16 protein-coding genes are annotated in these 19,661 nt (G+C 65.3%); 8 read left to right on the top strand and 8 right to left on the bottom strand.

The window, feature by feature from the left end; all coding sequences use genetic code 11:
• Positions 1–5 precede the first annotated feature (5 nt).
• Positions 6–1,595, top strand: a complete 1,590-nt coding sequence (locus tag QFZ53_RS02225; protein ID WP_307293042.1) for an MFS transporter — start codon at positions 6–8, stop codon at positions 1,593–1,595.
• A gap of 1,025 nt (positions 1,596–2,620) precedes the next feature.
• Here the strand turns inward: QFZ53_RS02225 and QFZ53_RS02220 are convergent.
• The 3 genes from QFZ53_RS02220 to QFZ53_RS02210 form a co-directional block, all read right to left on the bottom strand.
• Entirely contained in the window at positions 2,621–3,490 is an 870-nt protein-coding gene (locus QFZ53_RS02220; protein WP_307293040.1) for an aminoglycoside phosphotransferase family protein, read from the bottom strand.
• Positions 3,491–3,747: 257 nt separating this feature from the next.
• Positions 3,748–4,581 carry an SDR family NAD(P)-dependent oxidoreductase gene (locus tag QFZ53_RS02215; protein ID WP_307293039.1) on the bottom strand — a complete coding sequence of 278 codons (834 nt, stop codon included), beginning with the start codon at positions 4,579–4,581 and terminating at the stop codon, positions 3,748–3,750.
• A gap of 29 nt (positions 4,582–4,610) precedes the next feature.
• Positions 4,611–5,861 carry a TetR/AcrR family transcriptional regulator gene (locus QFZ53_RS02210; RefSeq protein WP_307293038.1) on the bottom strand — a complete coding sequence of 417 codons (1,251 nt, stop codon included), beginning with the start codon at positions 5,859–5,861 and terminating at the stop codon, positions 4,611–4,613.
• Between the two features lie 134 nt (positions 5,862–5,995).
• On the opposite strand from QFZ53_RS02210, the gene QFZ53_RS02205 reads away from it, so the two are divergent.
• A complete protein-coding gene (locus tag QFZ53_RS02205; protein ID WP_307293036.1) occupies positions 5,996–7,300 on the top strand; it encodes an MFS transporter in 1,305 nt (434 codons plus the stop codon).
• A gap of 6 nt (positions 7,301–7,306) precedes the next feature.
• Here the strand turns inward: QFZ53_RS02205 and QFZ53_RS02200 are convergent, their stop codons facing one another.
• The 5 genes from QFZ53_RS02200 to QFZ53_RS02180 form a co-directional block, all read right to left on the bottom strand.
• Positions 7,307–8,467, bottom strand: a complete 1,161-nt coding sequence (locus QFZ53_RS02200) for an alpha/beta hydrolase (RefSeq protein ID WP_307293034.1) — start codon at positions 8,465–8,467, stop codon at positions 7,307–7,309.
• 39 nt (positions 8,468–8,506) lie between these two features.
• Complete coding sequence (locus tag QFZ53_RS02195; protein WP_307293032.1) at positions 8,507–8,857, bottom strand: DUF202 domain-containing protein; 351 nt, start codon at positions 8,855–8,857, stop codon at positions 8,507–8,509.
• A complete protein-coding gene (locus tag QFZ53_RS02190; RefSeq protein ID WP_307299337.1) occupies positions 8,854–9,120 on the bottom strand; it encodes a YidH family protein in 267 nt (88 codons plus the stop codon). The genes QFZ53_RS02195 and QFZ53_RS02190 overlap by 4 nt, the downstream gene beginning before the upstream one ends.
• A gap of 93 nt (positions 9,121–9,213) precedes the next feature.
• Positions 9,214–10,209: a formylglycine-generating enzyme family protein gene (locus QFZ53_RS02185; RefSeq protein WP_444916548.1), complete on the bottom strand. Its 996-nt coding sequence runs from the start codon at positions 10,207–10,209 to the stop codon at positions 9,214–9,216.
• Between the two features lie 13 nt (positions 10,210–10,222).
• Positions 10,223–10,819, bottom strand: coding sequence for a helix-turn-helix transcriptional regulator (locus tag QFZ53_RS02180; protein WP_307293029.1), 597 nt, complete (start codon positions 10,817–10,819; stop codon positions 10,223–10,225).
• Between the two features lie 179 nt (positions 10,820–10,998).
• On the opposite strand from QFZ53_RS02180, the gene QFZ53_RS02175 reads away from it, so the two are divergent.
• From QFZ53_RS02175 to QFZ53_RS02150, 6 genes are read left to right on the top strand one after another with little or no spacing between them, the layout of a single operon-like run.
• Complete coding sequence (locus QFZ53_RS02175) at positions 10,999–12,558, top strand: ABC transporter substrate-binding protein (RefSeq protein WP_307293026.1); 1,560 nt, start codon at positions 10,999–11,001, stop codon at positions 12,556–12,558.
• Positions 12,559–12,612: 54 nt separating this feature from the next.
• Entirely contained in the window at positions 12,613–13,554 is a 942-nt protein-coding gene (locus QFZ53_RS02170; protein ID WP_307293025.1) for an ABC transporter permease, read from the top strand.
• The gene (locus QFZ53_RS02165) at positions 13,551–15,359 is read left to right on the top strand and encodes a dipeptide/oligopeptide/nickel ABC transporter permease/ATP-binding protein (RefSeq protein ID WP_307293022.1); all 1,809 of its coding nucleotides are present in this window, start codon (positions 13,551–13,553) and stop codon (positions 15,357–15,359) included. Before QFZ53_RS02170 ends, QFZ53_RS02165 begins: the two co-directional genes overlap by 4 nt.
• Positions 15,356–16,222 carry an ATP-binding cassette domain-containing protein gene (locus QFZ53_RS02160; RefSeq protein ID WP_307293021.1) on the top strand — a complete coding sequence of 289 codons (867 nt, stop codon included), beginning with the start codon at positions 15,356–15,358 and terminating at the stop codon, positions 16,220–16,222. The genes QFZ53_RS02165 and QFZ53_RS02160 overlap by 4 nt, the downstream gene beginning before the upstream one ends.
• Before the next feature lie 19 nt (positions 16,223–16,241).
• Positions 16,242–17,999: a sulfatase gene (locus QFZ53_RS02155; RefSeq protein ID WP_307293019.1), complete on the top strand. Its 1,758-nt coding sequence runs from the start codon at positions 16,242–16,244 to the stop codon at positions 17,997–17,999.
• Positions 17,996–19,648 carry a sulfatase family protein gene (locus tag QFZ53_RS02150; RefSeq protein ID WP_307293017.1) on the top strand — a complete coding sequence of 551 codons (1,653 nt, stop codon included), beginning with the start codon at positions 17,996–17,998 and terminating at the stop codon, positions 19,646–19,648. Before QFZ53_RS02155 ends, QFZ53_RS02150 begins: the two co-directional genes overlap by 4 nt.
• Positions 19,649–19,661 lie beyond the last annotated feature (13 nt).

Genomic DNA, 19,661 nt, shown 5'->3' with positions numbered 1-19,661 from the left:
CTCCCATGCATGACGAAGTCTCCTCGGCTCGGCACATTTCATTGCAGGAGCAGGCCGCCCCGAAGCGCGCCGGCGCCATTCTCGCCGCGCTCATCCTCGCGGCCGTCGTCTGCAAACTCAACATCGCCGCCGGACCCGTCGCGCTCCCGGCAATCGGAGAAGTGTTCGGCTCCTCTCAGGCGATGCTGAATCTCGTGTCGATCGGCGCACCGTTCGGACTTGCGATGTCCGTGCTGTACTTCGGGGCGCTGGCCGACCGATACGGGCGTAAGCAAGTCCTCACCATCGGCCTTGTCCTGATCATCGTCGCGAGCGCTCTCTCTGCGATCGCTCCGACGATCGAACTGTTGATCCTCGCTCGCGTGTTCACCGGCCTCGCCGCGGGCATGGTCTTCCCGACCACCCTGGCCCTGATCACGGCGCTGTGGGCCGACGGTTCCGGACGCAAGAGTGCCATCGCGCTGTGGGGCGCCGTCGCCGGAATGGCCTCGATCGCGGGTGCCGTCATCGCGGGTGCGATTCTCGCCATGCTCCCGTGGAATGCGTCGTTCCTGAGCAGCATCCCGCTCGCTCTCATCGCGATCGTCATCATCGTCCGGTCGGTGCCCTCGCACGTGAAAGAGTCCGCCGAGCCCGTTGACCATCTGGGGGGCGTGCTCTCCACGCTCGGCATCGCAGCACTCGTGCTGAGCATCGGATTCTGCTTCACACCCGGTGGCCTCACCGTCGGGGTCTCGCTACTCATCGCCGCCGTAGTGCTTCTCGGGCTCTTCGCATGGCGGCAGACGCGGGCGACGAACCCGCTCTACGACCTGAAGATCGCGAAGCAGCGCATGTTCTGGGCGCCCGCTGTCAGCGGGTTCATCGTCTTCGGAGCGCTGTCGGGCGCCGTCTTCATCAGTGTCCAGTTCATGCAGAACGTCCTGCACTATTCCGCTCTGCAAGCCGGTCTCGCCGTGCTTCCTGCAGCGCTCGGACTGCTCGTTGCGGCACCGTTCGCTGCTCGAATCCTGGGGTCCAAGGGCACGCGTGCGACGATGCTGCTCGGTTACATCCTGCTGGCACTCGCATTCCTGACCATGCTGCTGTGGCGCGAGGAAACCCCCTACTGGCTGATCGCGATCGGCTTCATCCTGATCGGGTCCGCGGTCTCGCTGGTCAGTACCGCATCATCAAGCGCGCTCACCAGCACCACACCGGTCGACCGTGTGGGTATGGCATCCGGCACGACCGACCTCCAAAACGACCTCGGCGCATCGATCATGCAATCGCTGCTCGGCGCCGTCCTCGCAACCGGATTCGCGACTGCCGCCGCCGCACTCATCAGCGACAGCACGCGCGCCTCCGAAGTTACGAACGACATGATGCTCGCCCTGCAGTCGTCCTTCGCCTCGGCAGCGCATGTTGCGAGTCAGAACCCAGATGTCGCCAACGGCATCCTCGAGGGTGCACGGCAAGCCCTCGTGTACGGCTCGTTCTCCGCCTTCCTTCTCGGCGCCGGAGCGGTCGTCTTGGGATTCATCGTCGTCATCTTCGCCGTGCCCTCCCGTGCTGAGGAGCGGGCATCGACGGAAAAAAGGACCCAAGCCTCCTGACGACTCGGGCATGCGCGATCCCCTGGCCAGCAGCGACATGGCCAGCCGTCTTTCGAAGGCCCGCCAGATTGTCACTGCAAGCTCGATCGGGGGCATCGACGGCGCGGGATCTGATGCCTTGATTACTGTCTCGCGTTCGCGGAATGCGCGCCCGCGACGCTTGCTCAGCCGCACCGATGTCTGGGCTCCTTGTGTCACCTCGACGCGATTCCGGCAGCTGCTGCTGGCAGTTGCGCCCTAGTGCTTTCAGGCCGCGCGTCGCGGCGGCCACCATGGCGTCGGCGCCGCACGCGGGTTCATGCAGCGTCAGGAAGGGTGTCGCCTGCAGGGGATCGGCCGCGTCTACGAACTGCTGATGCTGGGTCGTTGGCAGGGAACACTGGCGCGGGAGTGCAGCCGGACGTCTGAAGAAACGTGGCGTGAGGCCGCCGCCCGTGACGTCGACGACTTGCTCAGCATGTTGCAGAAGCATCCTTGCAGTGAGGAAGGGGGCTGTGGAGCGGGTTTGAGGGGTCGCGGAGGTGGTTAGGGCGTCACTTCATACAGAACTGGCCCCAGTCGGTTGTCGCTGACGCATTCCCGGAGGCAGCGCTCGTGGCCACCCCCCGAAGGAGTGACCTCGCCAGTGATGGAGAAGCTCGGCGCCGAGTGGGTCAACTGGACGGCACACGATGGCAGCTGTGTCGTCGATGGAGAAAGCGTCGTCGCCTTGGGGCGGTACACGGCGACGCGGAACGACCGGCAAGCATCTCGATGTCAGAGTGGCGCATTCGTTCATCGTGCGCAGAAGCCTCAGCGTGCGTTTCGAGCAGTTCGTTGACACCGCCCTCGCGCGTGACGCAATGGTCCGACTTTGTTGAGTGCAGTCTGTGCAGGGCTCTGCGCAGACGGCGTAGGAATCCGCCATTTCGCGCGGAATCTCGTGCCCCAAATCGCCGTCAATTACCGTGGAATCCTGGGTTTTACCGCCATCTCGCCCCGGAACCTACACTGACCTGCGGATTCCGGCTGAACTCGGCGAACACTTAGGGCGCTGCGGAGAGGACTTCGGCCAGCACACGCTGCTGAGATCTGCCGGGATCTGGGCTGGACTGGTCCGACATGGTCACAAGTGCTTTCCAGAGGGCCCATCCTCGCGCGCGTTGCCATGTTGCATCATCGAGACCGACCGACTCGCGAAACATCGCACGCGCCTCGTCATCGAAGTACGTCCACGCGATGACGAGATCACATGCGGGGTCGCCGATCCCGCATGTGCCGAAATCGATGACTGCCGAGAGTCTTCCGTCCTCTGCAAGCAGGTTCCCGGTGGCGACGTCTCCGTGAAACCAGACGGGCTCGGACTCCCAGGCAGACGTCGTCGCGGCGAGCCAGATCTCTCGGCACCGTTCCGCATCGACGTCGTCGCCCAGGCGATCGAGGGCGATCTGCACTTGATCGCTGTACACGCTCGGGTGACAGCCGCGGTAGAAGGAATGTCGTCCCGCTGAGGCGCCCGCACCTGTCGGTAGGGATCTCAGTGCGCGCAACACGGATCCCAGATCGACGGCCAAGGAGACCCGATCGATCAGCGAATTCTCATCGATCGTGTTACCGGGCAACCATCGACGTACGGACCAAGGAAGCGGGTAGTCCCGGCTTGGCACTCCGACTGCCACGACACCGGGGACAAGAACCGGAAGCTTCCCGTCGAGGAACTCGAGCGCGCGCTTCTCTTTCTCGACAGCCGCGACATAGGCCTCGCCACTGGGCAACCGCACGGACAGGTCATCTCCCAGGCGAAACGTCCGGTTGTCCCACCCCTGTTGCGGAACCGCGCGAATGCGCAGTGCGCTCCAGTGCGGAAACTGCTCCGATATGAGTTCGGCCACCAGGGGCTCGTCGATATCGATCATCTTTCCTCGCCACCGCTTCATCGCGACCGAAACGAATAGTCCTCGGAGCCAAGGGCTCGCGACCAAGCGTATCCCGCCGTGCTGTTCGTCGGACTTGTCCTCAATCGGGCACGCGACGTGGGCACGAAGCCGGGCGGTCCGAGGATTCAATCCGTGCCTGAAGGGTCCGGATAGCAGCTGCAGAATCCAGGGTTGATCGCCAGCATCCGACGCGCTGCATCGACGGTCGGCGCATGACGTCAGCGCGTCGGCGTCTTCTACACTCCGATCGGTGAGGCGAGCGCGTGGTCGGCCTCCTGCCAGGCGTTGCGCACCTGCGAGCGGAAGTGCTCGCGCGTGCTCTCCTCCAGAGCGAAGACGATAGGAGACTCGGCGAGGATGCCGGCGACGGCGATCTTGGCGACCTCATCCGGTGTGATGCCGAAGGGGATCACACCCGTCCCGAAAGGCTCGGCGGCCCGGGGACCGAACTGAGACGGCCGATTGCGCTGAGAATCCAGGATCCTCGTCGAGACCTGACCCGGGCACAGCAACGTGACCAGGACGCCTTCGGATGCGAGCTCATATCGCAGGCCTGTCGTGATCCCCACGATCGCTTGCTTCGAAGCCGTGTAGAGGGCGCTGCCCTGCGGGTTGTCCAAGAACGCGTGCGTGGACGCGGTGTTGACGATGTGCTTCCAGCCGTCCTGTGCGCGCATTCGGGGGAGGAACGAGTGGAGCGAGTTGAGAAGCCCCTGCACGTTGACGGCGGACAGCCACTGCCAATCGCCGAGGGAAGCATCGGCGACCTTCCCGAACAACAGAACGCCGGCATTGTTGCAGAGCAGCTCCACCGATCCGAACTCGGCGAACGCCGCATCGGCAAAGGCCTGCACTGCCCCCGGATCGCTCATGTCGACCTGCATCGGCAGGCAGCGAGCGCCCGATTCGCGGAGCCGGCTCGCGAGCGCGTTCACGCCGTCCCCGTCGATGTCGCCGATCACCAGGTTCATCCCCTGAGCGCTGAGCTCGATGGCCAGGGCGGCGCCGATGCCGCTCGCTGCACCGGTGACGACTGCGGTTCGTCCGTTCAGATCGGAGAGGGTGGGCATAGTTGCTCCATTCTTGTGAACATCACTGTTCATCTCGTTCGGGCTGCGCGGGGAGTGCGCGGAGTGTGAAGACCGTGTGCAGGTGCGCGGAAAGGGCACCGGGGGATGTCGATGTCTTCGGGGTCGTAGAGCCACTGGATCTGCAATCCGTCCCACATCGCCAGGAAGTTCGTCGCTTCACGGGCCGGGTCACGACCGGGTGCGAGGAGGCCTTCGTCGGCGGCTTCGGCGAACAGCGCCGTGAAGTAGCTTCGCGCCCGCCGATACCGGAAGCGGATGTAGTCGTGCCCAGGATGCTCGGGAGCGAGAGCTTCGCCGGTCAGCACGGTGAAGAACGCGATGAGACCGGGCTCGGCCTCGACCGCAGTGCGGGCGCTTTCGATGATCTTGGCGAAATGCTCGCGCGCCGACCACGACTGGGCGCGGGCCGAGGCGAGGCCATGATCGTCGCGTGCGACGAGAACCGCGGTGAGCAGGTGCTCCTTCGTCGGGAAGTACCGCAGCAGGGACGATTTGGGAACGCCTGCGTACTCGGCGATCGCCGCCAGCGATGTGTTGTGGAACCCTTGTCGTGCGAAGAGGATGACGGCGCCGTCGACGATGCTGGCCCGTCTCTCCTGCGTTGCGGCGTAGCCGGCGTCGCGCGGCAGCGCATTCAGGTCGCCGGCCCGCGTTGTCGAGCGTGGCGACGAGGGGGCTCGTCGTCGTTGCGGCGGCGTCGCGCCCAGGTGGTCGGCGAGGCCCTCGACGACGTCGACGGCCTCGGGGTCGTAGAGATGCTGAATGTGGAGACCGTCCCAGAGAGCCAGAAAGCGAGTCGCTGTGGTCGTCATGCTCTCGAGTGCCTTCGGCATGGCTGAGGCGGTGGCAGCCCGGGCGCGGCGATAGCGCTCCCTCATGTAGTCATGAGCCGGGTGCACTGGGCTGGTCGCTTCTCCTGCGAGCGACGTCAACAGTTCGACAGCTCCGGGAACTCTGAGATTGCGTGCGGCGATGTCGAGGACGTCAGCTGCGGTCGGATGCTCCGTCGCGTGTGTGCGCTCTGCCTCCCAGTGCTCGTTCACGTTGTCGAATCGATCGATCAGGCAGGTGAGGATGTCTTCCTTCGAAGCGAAGTGGCGGAGGAGCCCGGCATGGCTCACGCCCGCTTCGGCGGCGATATCGCGAAGGGAGACCGCCCGGAATCCGGCATTCGCGAAAAGCTCCGACGCTGCGTCCAGGAGCCGGTTCCTCGTGAGGATGCCGTTCGCGTACCGACGCGGCGAAGTCGTGGACTCCACGCCATGCTCCTTCCTGGTCGTCACTTTGGGGGTCGTGTGTTTCCCACAGTAACCGAGATCTCGAATAATTGTTACCACGTGGTCCGGATTGGGGATAGTGTGTGCGCAGGTCAATGACGACAGGAAGGCGCGCAATGACACAGCCATCGTTCGGCTCACCCCCGGTGAGCGTCCACGCGGATGCGAAACCCGGGCACGGCATCGGTTCGGTCGATCGGGAGCCTCGAGGGTTCATCACGCTGTACGTGCTGGCGAACTTCGGGATCTACATCGCCATCATGGCCCCGGTCATGTTCTCCCTCGCCTTCAAGCTGCAGCACATCACGGGGTCTGTCCCAGCTGCCACCGGCGCCATCGGTCTCGTCACCGGCAGCGGTGCACTCGTCGCGCTCCTCATCCATCCCCTCACCGGGAGGCTTTCGGACCGGACTCGGTCTCGATTCGGTCGCCGCCGACCCTGGATCGTCGGCGGTGTACTCGCCGGAACCGTCGGACTCGGTCTACTGGGGCTTGCGGAGACCGTTCCCTTGGTTCTTGCGACATGGTGCGTCGTGCAGGCGAGCTTCGGCGTCGCTGCCACTGCCGTCGCAGCGCTGGTTCCGGACAACGTGCCCCACCACCGACTCGGACGGGTATCGGGAATCGCGGGGGTCGCCGTGCCGATGGCGATTCTGGCCGGCAGCGTCATCGCCGCGCTCATCCCGAACGACTTCCTGCGCTTCCTCGTGCCGGGGCTCCTCGCCGTCGTGTTCGCTCTTCCTCTCTGCCTGAAGCTGGATGATCCGCCTCTTATCGGAGAGACGCCGCGATTCCGGGTCCGCGATGTCGTGGGTTCGTTCGCATTCGACCCACGCAAGAACCCCGACTTCACCTGGGCGATGGTGGTGCGCTTCCTCGTGATGTTCGGCTACGCCGGCATCTCCACGTTCTTTCCGTTCTTCCTCAGTGAGAAGCTCGGCTACACCGAAGCGGAGACCGCGCACGCGGTCCTGCTCTCCAATCTCGTCTCGGTCGTCTGCCTGTGCATCTCTGCTCCGATCGGGGGAGCGCTGTCTGACCGAATCGGCCGACGACGTCCGTTCGTCGCTCTTGCGGGTGCAGTGATGGCTCTCGGGCTCGTCCTGTTGGCACTCGCGCCCTTGCTCGGCATCGTGCTGATCGGTCAGGGAGTCGTCGGGCTCGGGCTCGGGGCGTTCACCGCCGTCGATCAGGCGCTCAGTACTCAGGTGCTCCCGAATGCGCGGGAGCGTGCGCGAGACCTGGGACTGCTCAGTCTCGCCTCGAGCCTTCCGCAGTCGGTCGGCCCGGCCATCGCCCCGTTCGTGATCGCCGTGGGCAGCGTCACCGCGATCGGCGGATACAGCGTCTGGTACCTCCTCGGCGCAGTCATCGCGCTGGCGGGTGGTCTCGCCGTCTATCGCATCCGAGGGGTGAGGTGACGCCCGCTAGAGCCGGGCCAGGAACGCGAGCATATGAGTCTCGTATCGATCCCGGTCGGTGTTCCATGCCCCGGTGTGGATGGCGTCGTCGACCACGACCAGTTCGACCTCGTCGGGCCAGGCCTGTGCGAATTCCTCGCTGGAGGCCAAGGGGATGATGGAATCTCGTGTTCCGTGGAAGATCAGCACCGGCTGTCGGGGCCCGCCGTTCGCCAGATTCTGTGCCAGCGAATCCGCGTCGGCGAACGCAACGCCGGATCGGCTTTCGACGATAGCCCGCTCGATCGGAGCGATCCAGCCCGGGAGGCCCAAGCCTGCGACGACGTGGTCGAGAGCGGCATCGAAGTCCAGTGCCGGTGAATCGAGGATCACGCCACGGACGGCGGTCGTGTCCGCCGCGCGATTCAGGTACTGCTCGACCACCGCGCCTCCCATCGAGAAGCCGAACAGCACCACGCCACTCGCCCCGTTGTCGAGCGCGTACTGCACTGCGGCTTCGAGATCGCGCCATTCCGCCACTCCGAGTTGGCGACCGCCGTTCTCATCGCCCGGCGCACCCGGGTCATTGCGGTAGGTGATGTCGAGAACCGGGTGGCCCGCCCCGGTGAGAGCCGGCATGGAACGAAGACCGGCGGCACGTCCTGCGCCCAGACCGTGGACCTGGATCACCCAGACCGACCCGGTCGAGGGTACGAACCATGCGGGCATGGGCCCGCACTCGGAGGAGTAGTGGACCTCCTCGAAATCAAGGTTCAGAGCCGCCTTCGGGTCTTCGTCGTACACCGTGACTGAGACCTTCGCTTTGGCCCCCACCGGCGGAACCGACGACGCGTCGAGAACACGGGTCACCTGCTCATCGGACAGTTCGAGGATCTCCCCGACCAGCCCGTGGCAGATATCGTCGCCGCACTCCCAGTCGAGCCCGAACACGCCTGGCGATGTCGCTGCTGCTTCCGCCGGAAGCGTCACCGTGTCGGCGGTGGCCTCGACGATGCTCGTGCCGAGGGGTTGGGTGTCCACAGGCTTCACGAGAAGGTCCGACGCCCTCCACAGCAGCACGCCCCCGACGGCGATTCCTGCCAGCAGCAGGAGAGCCGCACTCGCGCCGATCCAGGCGAGCACACGTTTGCGGCGTGAGATCGGTCGGGGTCTCGCTGTTCGGTTCATCGTGGTCCGCTCTCTCGCTCATCGTTTGTCATCTCCCCGTCAGAAGAGCGAGGGAAGGGAGACCGCGACAACGATCGCGACCCCGGCCAGACCCGCGGCGATCGCGAGCCCCATCAGGGTCGTGAGCACCCCGGCTCCGGGCATCGATGCATGGTCTCCGTCGGCGGCGAGCACCGAGTTCACGGCACGGCTGCGGCTTCGCGCCATGACCCACACCAGTGCGGATGCAGCGAGCCCGGCCACTCCGGCGAGTGACCACCATCCGTTCTCGAAGGCCGCCGGCAGCAGCCGCAACGCGACGAGCGACCCCACGGCGAAGGCGAGAGCGGTGCGTCGCCAAGCGAGCTCCGTCCGCTCCGGCTGCAGTCCCGGATCGAAGAGCTGCGTCATGGCACCAGGATCGCAAGGAGGATCAGCACGCCGGCACCTGTCACCGCGAGCCCGAGCAGCGGAGCCATGCGAGACGCGGGCAGCGGTACGTGCAGGCGCAGCGCACGCTCGGTGGCCGCCCATCCCCACCAGGCCATGGCCGGGGTGAGCACGCCTGCTGTGACCAGGACCAGGGCGGCGCTCAGTCGGAACGCGGAGTTCAGATCCAGCCCGAGGACTTCGAGCGCCACTCCGCCGGCGACGAGGGCGAGCGAGGTCCGGATCCATGCGAGGAACGTGCGCTCGTTGGCCAGCGTGAAACGAGCGTCAGGTTCGGTTCCGCGTTCGAAAGACCGATCGGGGGAACCGGGGCCGGCTCATAGGGCGACCGTCCGGAATCCGGCATTGCCCATGGACGAATCCGGTGTGTTCGACGATCGTGCCGAATTGCGGTACCTGTTGCAGTAGGAGATGTGGCAGAGATAGCTCCCACCGCGTAGAACCCGTGCGGCACCACGTGGCGGACCCTGCGGATCTCTCACCGGCGACGACGCGTAGTACCGAGGATCGAACCAGTCGGCGCACCATTCCCAGACGTTGCCGACCGGCTGCCAGAGGCCGTATCCATTGGGCTCGAAGGTGCGGACGGGCGCGGTCGTGAGCCAGCCGTCTTCCCCGGTGTTGCGTCGGGGGAACTCGCCCTGGAAGATGTTCGCGCGCCAGCCGCCGTCGTCGACCTCCTGGTCGCCCCACGGATACTTCGCGTCGGCGATTCCGCCGCGCGCCGCGTACTCCCACTCGGCTTCGGTGGGCAGTCGGCGCCCGGCCCACTCGCAGTACGCGGTCGCGTCGTTCCAGCTGATGTGCACGACAGGATGGTCTCCCCGCCCCTCCACGCTCGAGTTCCGTCCGTCGGGGTGGGCCCAGTCAGCGCCTCGTACACCGAGCCACCATGGGGTACCGGCGGCGGGGCCCATGATGTCATCCTCAGGCGCCGACACCGCGAGATGGAAGACTGCAGAGAAGCCCCACGTCTCGGCCTCCGTCTCATACCGCGTCTCGGCGACGAAGCGCGCGAAGTCGTCGTTCGTCACCGTCGTCGCATCGATGTCGAAGGCCTCGATTTCAACCCGATGCAACGGCGTTTCGCCGTCGCCACGATTCTCGTCGCCTGAAGAGTCGCCCATGGTGAAGGCGCCGCTCGGGACATGAACCTGCGCGATCGAATGCGAACCAGCCGTGGCGGGAGACCCTGCTGACGGCGCCGATCCGGACGCTTCGAACTGGGCGCGGCCGGGCATGCCGCAACTGCACCCGCCGCTGCAGAGGGCCTCACCGCCGGCAGGGGACGTCGCGCCGACGAGGGGCAGCATTTGCACGCCTGAGTCAGGATCTCTGGTTTCCGGCATCCGTGGCCTCCCCCCGTCGAGCGTGCTCGGTGATCAACTCGTGAAGTTTCTCGAGGCGCCCGATCATCACATCCATCGCCGCCGTGCCCCCCTCGTGGTGGTGGTCCTCCACCAGTGTCACCAGTTCGATGTCGAACGACGAGTCCGGGTCTGCTTCGATGGTCCGATCGCGGTAGCGGTACTTGCTGATCTGCCTCTTCCTGGCGTCGATCTCGATCTCGATCAAGGCGAGCAGGGCGTCGGGGCCGAGGAACCCGGAGAAGAACATCCGGGCTCGGAACTCGTAGTTCACTGCTTCAAGAGTCGGACGGTAGTCGCTCGTCAACCAGGACATGAACACGTCGCGGCCTACCGGCGTCGTCCGATAGATCTTGGCGTCTTGCGCACCGGGGCGGGTACTGACGGCGAAGCTCACCCAGCCGCGTTCGGCCATCTGCGCCAGAGAGCGGTACACCTGGCTCATGTGGGTGCGGGGGCGCATGAACACGCCTTCCATCTCCATGTAGCGACTGATCTCGTAACCAGTTCGCGGCTTGATGAGCAGGATGCCCAGAAGCAGGTGCTCGAGCTTCATGCGAGTCCAATCGGTCAGCTTCGCTGTTGAGACCAGCGTAGATCTCCTGGAGCGCGTTCATCCAAGTATTCAACAAATCAAATCATTTCTATTCGATTTGTTGAATACTCGTCGGATTCCTGTTAGCGTCACCGCAAAGGACGGTCCATGGTGGACCTCACGCACCGGAAGAGACATCGATGTTTACTTTCAAGAAACGCATCGCCGCGCTTGTGTCGGCGATGGCGATCACAGCACTCGCACTGTCCGGCTGCGCCGGCGCAGGGCCGGACTCGGATGAATCGAGCGCAGAGTCCACCCAGGGAACGGGAACACTGACTATCGGGACGATCGTCGCGTCTACGACGTTCGCCGCGAACAACGCTCCCTGGTCCAACGAATCGCCCTACCTCCAGGCGGTGTACGACACGCTCCTGCACGCCGAGCCTGATGGCACCGTCGTGCCATGGTTGGCGACGGACTGGTCGTACAACGACGACATGACGGTGCTCACCCTGAACCTTCGCGACGACGTGACGTTCACCGACGGCACGAAGTTCGACGCATCCGCTGCAGCCCAGAACCTGCTGCGATTCCGCGATGGGACCTCTCCCCAGAAGGGCTACTTGGCGACGCTCGCTGATGCGAAGGCTGTGGATGCCACGACGCTTGAACTCACGTTGAACTCTCCGAACCCTTCGCTGCTGTCGTTCCTCACGCAGAATCCGGGTCTGCAGCAGAGCCCGGCGACCTTCGACGCGGCTGATGAGAAGACCAACCCGGTCGGCTCCGGGCCGTACATCCTCGACACGAAGGCGACCGTCGTCGGCTCGGCGTACGTCTTCACGAAGAACCCCGACTACTGGGCGCCGGAGAGTCAGCATTACGCGAAGGTCGTCATGAACGTGTACACCACACCGACGGCGGTCCTCAACGCCCTCAAAGGCGGGCAGATCAATGGCGCGCCCGTTTCGGACAGCGCGATGATCGCGCAGCTGGAACCGGCGGGACTCACTGTGCAAACCCAGCAGTTGAACTTCTTCGGGTTGCTGCTCTTCGATCGCGATGGGGCCATCGAGCCCGCACTCGCCGATGTCCGTGTCCGCCAGGCGATCAACTACGCGTTCGATCGAAAGGCGCTGCTCGAGTCCGTCGGTCAGGGCAACGGGAAGGTCACGTCCTCGATCTTCTCTCCCGACTCCTCGGGCTACGTCAAGGATCTGGATGACTTCTACTCCTACGATCCGGAGAAGGCGGAGGAGCTTCTTGCGGAAGCCGGGTACGCAGCCGGCGACATCACGCTCAAGATGCCCACATCATCCGGCTTCGCCCCGGCCACCTACGCGCTGGTGAAGCAGTACCTGTCGGATGTGGGGATCAATGTCGAAGAGGTCGGTGTCACTCCGACCAGCTTCCTCTCAGACCTGCTCGCGGCGAAGTACGCCAGCACCGTCATGATGCTCAAGACGGCGCCCACGTCATGGGAGACGGTGACCCTCGACCTGCTTCCTTCCTCGGGGTGGAACCCGTTCCGCGTCAAGGACGCGACCGTCGCAGAGCTCGCCGCGACGATCCAATCCGGCACGGAGGAAGAGGCGGAGGCTGCGGCCAAGGAACTCAACGAGTACATCGTCGAACAAGCCTGGTTCGCACCGTGGTACCGCCCGGACTTGAACTACGCGACCGATGCCAAGACGTCGGTGGAGCCCCAAAGCGGAAACTCCTACCCCTACCTCTGGAACTTCGTCCCGAAGCAGTGACGACGTCGGATGGGGCCGGCCCGACCCCATCCGACCCTCTCGAAAGACTCGCATATGCTCTCGTTCATCGCTCGACGCGTCGCTTCGGGCATCGTCCTCGTGATCGCCATCAGCGTGATCGCCTTCGCCCTGCTCTATGCCGGGGGCGGAGACATCGCTCGCCGCATGCTCGGAGAGGATGCTTCGCCCGAGACCGTCGCGCAGAAGGCGACGGAACTGGGGCTCGATCAGCCCCTGACCCAGCAGTTCTTGACCTGGGCGTCCGGTCTCATCCGCGGCGATCTCGGCACGTCGTGGTTTACAAGTCAGCCGGTGAGTGATGCCATCCTCAGCCGACTGAGCGTCACACTGTCACTCGTCTTCGGTGCGATCGTCGTCGTCGCGTTCGCGTCGGTGATCCTGGGCACCCTCGCCGCGACACGCCGTGGATGGATCGATACGGCAGTGCAGGTTCTCTCTCTGCTCGCGACGGCGATCCCGGCGTTTCTCGTCGCTCTCGGACTCGTCCTGGTCTTCGCCGTGAATCTCGGATGGTTCAAGCCCACCGGCTACGTCCAGTTCACGGACTCACCTGCAGGCTGGCTCAGCTCGATCACCCTTCCGATCACGGCGCTGGCGCTCGGTGGCATCGCCGGCGTCACGCAGCAGATCCGTGGGTCCATGATCGATTCGCTGCGCGGCGACTATGTGAGAACTCTGCGCAGCCGCGGCCTGAACGCACCCTCCGTACTCTTCCAGCACGTGCTCCGCAATGCCGCAGGGCCCGGTCTCGCCGTGCTCGGCGTGCAGTTCGTCGGTCTCATCGGTGGCGCCGTCATCATCGAGCAGATCTTCGCCATCCCCGGGATGGGGCAGGTCGCGGTCACGGCCACCTCGCAGGGGGACATCCCTCTCGTCATGGGCCTCGTCGTGGTCACTGCGATCCTCGTGGTCATCCTGAATCTCCTCGTCGACCTCGCTCAGGGGTGGCTCAATCCGAAGGTGCGTCTGTCATGATCGATCCCCAGGGCGTCGAGATCGCCGGCGAGGCTCGGCCGATCGCTTCCCGCTCGTCTCGAACTCTGTGGCGACTCCTGAAGAAGCCGCTTCCTGCCATCGCGCTCGGCTTCCTCCTGCTGGTCGCCTTCCTCGCGATCTTCGGACCGGCACTCGCTCCGCACGACCCCGATACGGCATCGGCAGCCGCCGTGTTCGGCCCGATCAGCGCCGATCACCCTCTCGGCACCGACAGCGCAGGGCGCGACGTGCTCTCCCGTCTGCTTTCCGCGACGCGTTTCAGCATCGCCGGAGCAGTGCTCGCCATCGCTGTGGCGTCGGTCCTCGGCATCACCAGCGGACTCGTCGCGGGCTACTACGGCAAGTGGTTCGAGGCCACCTCCGCCTGGATCGTCGGCATCATCCAGGCTCTGCCCGGAATCGTCGTGCTCCTTGCGGCACGCGCCGTCGTCGGCCCCTCGATCTGGGTATCGATGGTGATCTTCGGTGTGCTGCTGTCACCGGCGAGCTACCGCCTGGTCTACTCGACAGTGAGCGCGGTCCGCAATGAGCTCTACGTCGATGCCGCACGGGTCTCGGGTCTCAGCGACCGGCGCATCATCGCCCGGCACATCCTCACGGTGGTCCGTGGGCCCGCGCTGGTCCAAGCCGCCTTCGTCATGGGCCTGGCGATCTCGATCCAAGCGGGGCTCGAGTTCCTGGGGCTCGGCGACCTGTCTCTAGCGACCTGGGGCGGCATGCTCAACGAAGGATTCTCGAACCTCTACACGAGCCCGATCCTCATGCTCTGGCCGAGCCTCGCCATCGGTCTGACCTGCCTCAGCCTCGTGCTTCTCGCCAACGGGCTGAGAGACACTCTGGAGCGCAGCGACGCCCCGCAGCGCCGCAGCCGGCGCACTCCTGAAGCCGTGACGCGCGTCGCGTCGGAGCCCGTCGTGCGCCACGGTGCTGGGCATGACTTCGAGGACGCGGATGTCCTCCTCGATGTGAAGGACCTCGCTGTCGGATACGGGCAGGATGACGGCACCGTGAAGACCGTCGTCGAAGACGTCTCGCTGCGGGTGCACCGCGGAGAGGTGCACGGTCTGATCGGCGAGTCCGGTTCCGGAAAGACGCAGACCGCGTGGGCGGTTCTCCGGCTCCTGCCGGAGGGAGGCCGCATCGTCCACGGTCAGATCGAATTCGAAGGCGAAGACCTCGCTGCTGCGAGCCCCGCGAAGATGAACGGCCTACGCGGGTTGAAGATCGCATACATCCCGCAAGAGCCGATGTCGAACCTCGATGCGAGCTTCACCATCGGCAGTCAGCTGGTGCAGCCGATGCGCCAGAAGCTCGGCATCGGGAAGGGCGAGGCGAAGCGCCGGGCTCTCGATCTGCTGCGCCGAGTCGGAATTCCCAACCCCGAGCGGACATTCGCGGCCTACCCGCACCAGATCTCGGGCGGAATGGCGCAACGCGTGCTGATCGCCGGCGCCGTCTCGTGCGATCCGGACCTGCTCATCGCCGATGAGCCGACCACCGCACTCGACGTGACGGTGCAGGCAGATGTCCTGGACCTTCTGCGAAGTCTGCAGAGCGAGCGCAACATGGGGATGATCCTCGTGACGCACAACTTCGGAGTGGTGGCCGACATCTGCGACACGGTGTCGGTGATGCGCGCAGGACGGATCGTAGAGACCGGACCGGTGAACGACCTCTTCGAGCACCCGGAGCATCCCTACACGCAGTCCCTGTTCGACGCCGTGCTGGAGGAGATGGAGCCGGCGTCTTCCGAACCGAGGCAACCCGAAGGAGTCCTCCCGTGAGCGGCACGCTCGTAGACATCCGCGATCTGGTGGTCGAGTACCCGGCCAAGGGCTTCCGCAAGAAGCCGTTCCGCGCCCTCAAAGGCGTATCGATCGACATCAAGGCGGGTGAGACCGTGGGCCTCGTGGGAGAATCCGGCTCGGGCAAGACCACGCTCGGACGGGCACTGCTCGGGCTGGCGCCGGTCACTGACGGGACCATCGAGTACGACGGCCGCGATATCGCCCACCTCTCGTCGCGGCAGCGTCGAGCGCTCGGGCACGACATCCAGGTGGTCTTCCAAGACCCGTACACGTCACTCAATCCCTCCATGACGATCGAGCAGATCCTCATGGAGCCGCTCACCGTCCGCAACGTCAGCGTGAAGGACGCCCGCGCGAGGGTTCGCAAGCTGCTCGACCAGGTGCGCCTTCCCGGCGACGCCGCCGAACGACTGCCCCGTGAGTTCAGCGGCGGGCAGCGCCAGCGAGTGGCGATCGCGCGTGCGCTCGCCCTGCAACCACGGCTCATCGTGTGCGACGAACCGGTGTCGGCGCTCGATCTGTCGACGCAGGCGCGAGTCCTCGAGCTCTTCAAGGAGATCCAGGACGACACCGGTGTCGCGTACCTGTTCGTGTCACATGACCTCGCCGTCGTCCGTCATCTCAGCAATCGCGTCGCGGTGATGTACCACGGCGAGGTCGTGGAGTGGGGCGACGCGGAACAGGTGACGACGAACCCCCGGCATCCGTATACCCAGCGATTGTTCCTCGCGGCACCGGTGCCGAATCCCGCGCTGCAGGCGAAGCGCCGCGCGGAACGGCACGCACTGCTCGCAAGCCAGAACCGAGAATCGACCAGCACGGTCACGCTCAAGGTGTGACAGGAAAGCAAGGACCACCATGCGCGCCATCATCCTGATGTTCGACAGCCTCAACCGGCACATGCTGCCGCCGTACGGTGACACCTTCGTCGACGCCCCGAACTTCGCCCGGCTGGCGCACAGGGCAGCGACGTTCGACAACTTCTATGCCGGGTCCATGCCGTGCATGCCGGCTCGGCGTGAGATGCACACGGGGCGACACAACTTCCTGCACCGCAGCTGGGGGCCCCTCGAGCCGTTCGACGATTCGATGCCAGAGATGCTCAAGAACGCAGGGGTGCACACGCATCTGGTCACCGATCACCAGCACTACTGGGAGGACGGCGGCGCCACGTATCACACGCGCTACAACACCTGGGAGTTCTTCCGCGGGCAGGAGGGCGACCCGTGGAAGGGCGACGCCGACGCATTGCGCGGCGTTCGATTCCCGGCCGTGCTGAAGACGCAGGATGCGGTCAACCGCAAGTACATGTCGACGGAGGCCGAGCACACGCAGACGCGGACGGTCGACGCCGCCGTCGAGTTCCTCGAGACGAATGTCGATGCCGACCGCTGGATGCTGCAGCTGGAACTGTTCGATCCGCACGAGCCCTTCTTCGCGCACGACAAGTACCGCGACCTGTACCCGAGCGACTACGAAGGCCCCGTGGTCGACTGGCCGGGGTACAACAAGGTCGTCGAGCCGCAGGATCAGGTCGAGCAGGCTCGGCGCGAGTATGCCGCGCTGGTCTCGATGTGCGATTTCTCGCTGGGTCGGGTCATGGACTTCATGGACGAGCACGACATGTGGAAGGACACGATGCTGCTCGTCAACACCGATCACGGCTTCCTGCTCGGCGAGCACGGCTGGTGGGCGAAGTCGGTGCAGCCGTGGTTCAACGAACTCGTCCACCTGCCGATGTTCCTCTGGGATCCGCGCACGGGCGGCGCCGATGTTCGTCGGGGTGAGCTGGCGCAGACGATCGACATCGCGCCGACGATGCTGCGCTTCTTCGGCGTCGAGCCGACTGAGGACATGCTCGGCAAGGACCTCGCGCTCGAAGGAGGCAAGGAGGGCGCGCTGTTCGGCATCCACGGCGGTCATGTCAACGTGACCGACGGCCGCTACGTCTACATGCGGGCGAGCGTCGATCCGGCCAACGGCCCGATCGAGGACTACACCCTCATGCCGACGCACATGCGCAGCCGCTTCTCCGTCTCAGAGCTGGCCGAGTGGGAACCAGCGGCGCCGTTCTCCTTCACGAAGGGCCTGCGCACCATGCGGGTCGACTCCGTCGGAGGTTTCCGCATCAACTCCTGGCAGCACGGCACCCTGCTGTGGGATCTCGAGACCGATCCCGGCCAGACGACGCCGATCGTCGACGACGAGGTCGAGCAGCGGATGATCGAGCTGCTCATCTCGCTTCTTCGAGAGAACGACGCCCCGCCCAGCATCTTCACCCGGCTCGGGCTGCCTGACGGCGATGTCACGGCCGAACATCTGCGTGTGGCCGTCGATCTCGATCGCGCGTTGAAGATCGCCGAGCCCCTCCCGGATCTCGCCGAACTGCCGGCGAGGGAGCTTCTCATGGCGCCGGTGCAGGCGCTGCTCGCCGACGGGGTCACCCGCGAGGTGCTCGAGCGGCATCTTCCCTGGCTCGTCACGACAGAACTGATCACCGCGACCCCGATGGCGAGCATCATGGGTATCGCTGCGGTCGGCGGGGTGTCGGTGACGAAGCTGCGGGAGATGGCTGACGATCTTGCGCAGACGACTGCAGCGGCGGTCGTGTCGTGAGTCAGGGATCTGGCGTCATCAGGCCCAACATCCTCTGGATCAGCACTCACGACATCAATCCGGACCTCGGATGCTACGCCGGCATCTGGCCGGGTGCCGAGTACGCGCACACGCCGAATCTCGATGCTCTTGCCGCGCGCGGAGTGCGATTCGACAACGCATTCGCGGCGGCTCCCATCTGTGCTCCCGCTCGCTCGGCGATAGTCACGGGATGCTATCCGACAGCCATCGGCACGATGCACATGCGTTCCAAGGCTGTCCCTCCGCCGACGGTGCGTCTTCTGCCGGAGATCTTCCGAGAAGCGGGTTACTACTGCACCAACAACTGGTTCACCGATTTTCAGGTCGACCTGCCCGAGGTCGTCTTCGACGACTGCAGCCCGGCCGCGCACTGGCGAAACCGCCCGACTGCGGACACGCCGTTCTTCGCCATGTTCCACGGGATGAGCACGCATGAGTCTCAGCTGTACCTCGAGGACGACGCCTTCGCCGCCGCGACGAGCCACGTCACCGACGCCGAACGGCACGACCCTGCTGCGGCGCCGATCCCGCCGTACTATCCCGACGACGAGGTGTTCCGCACGGCCTGGGCCCGTTACGCAGACCTCATCACCGAGATGGACCACTGGGCAGGACAGATCCTCGATGAGCTCGAAGCAGACGGACTCCTCGATGACACGATCGTCGTCTTCTGGAGCGACCACGGCAAGGGGATGCCGAAGGCCAAACGCTGGGCCGGTGAAGCGGGGCTGCGAGAGCCGCTCCTCGTGAGCTGGCCGGGACATCTCCCCGAGGCCGCGACTTCCTCCGACCTCGCGCACACCATGGATCTCGCTCCCACGATGCTCGCGCTGGCGGGCATCGACGTGCCCTCGTTCATGCACGGCGTGCCGCTCTTCGGTGTGGATGGCGCCGTGGTGACCGAGCCGAACGAGTTCACCTATGGCGGACGGGACCGCCAGGGCGAGGCGGAGGATCGGTCGCGCACCGTCCGAGATCACCGATTCCGCTATATCAGGAACTACCATCCGGACAAGCCGGCGATGATCCATACCGATTACTCCGATCAGCTGTCGACGTGGGCCGCGTTCCGCAAGCTCGCGTCCGACGAGTGCCAGCAACGGGCGCGGGGGGAAGCGCTGACGACCATGACAGCCGCACAGCGCGCCGTCGTCGCCCAATCCAAGCCCCGCGAAGAGCTGTACGACATCGTGGTGGATCCTCATGAGCTGGTCAACCTCGTCGCGGAGCCGGCCAACCGACGCGACCTCACCCGGCTTCGCGCCGCGCTGGATGCGTGGATCGAGCGGTACGGCGACCTCGGCGCCGTACCGGAGGAGGTTCTCGAAGAGAAGTGGCGCCCTGGCGGTGTCCACCGGGCGACATCCAAGCCGATCGCTGAGATCCGCGATGGCCTGCTCATCGCGTCTTGCGAGACCGAAGGAGCGATTCTTGCGTGGACGGACCACGAGCCGTCGGCCAGCGGACCGCGTGGCCCGCTGCAACGCGAGATCGGCATGCCCTCTGGCACTGGCTCCATCTGGACGATCTACTCCGAACCTGTGCCAGTGCTCGCTCCCGTGTGGGTGAAGGCGTGGCGACTCGGATACGAGCCGAGTGCCGCCGAACTCGTCGCCAGCCCTTCCTGATTCGCTCAAACCT

Origin of the sequence: Microbacterium natoriense, assembly GCF_030816295.1 — a bacterium.
GTDB lineage: Bacteria > Actinomycetota > Actinomycetes > Actinomycetales > Microbacteriaceae > Microbacterium > Microbacterium natoriense_A.
This window is presented reverse-complemented; position numbering and strand designations above follow the sequence as displayed.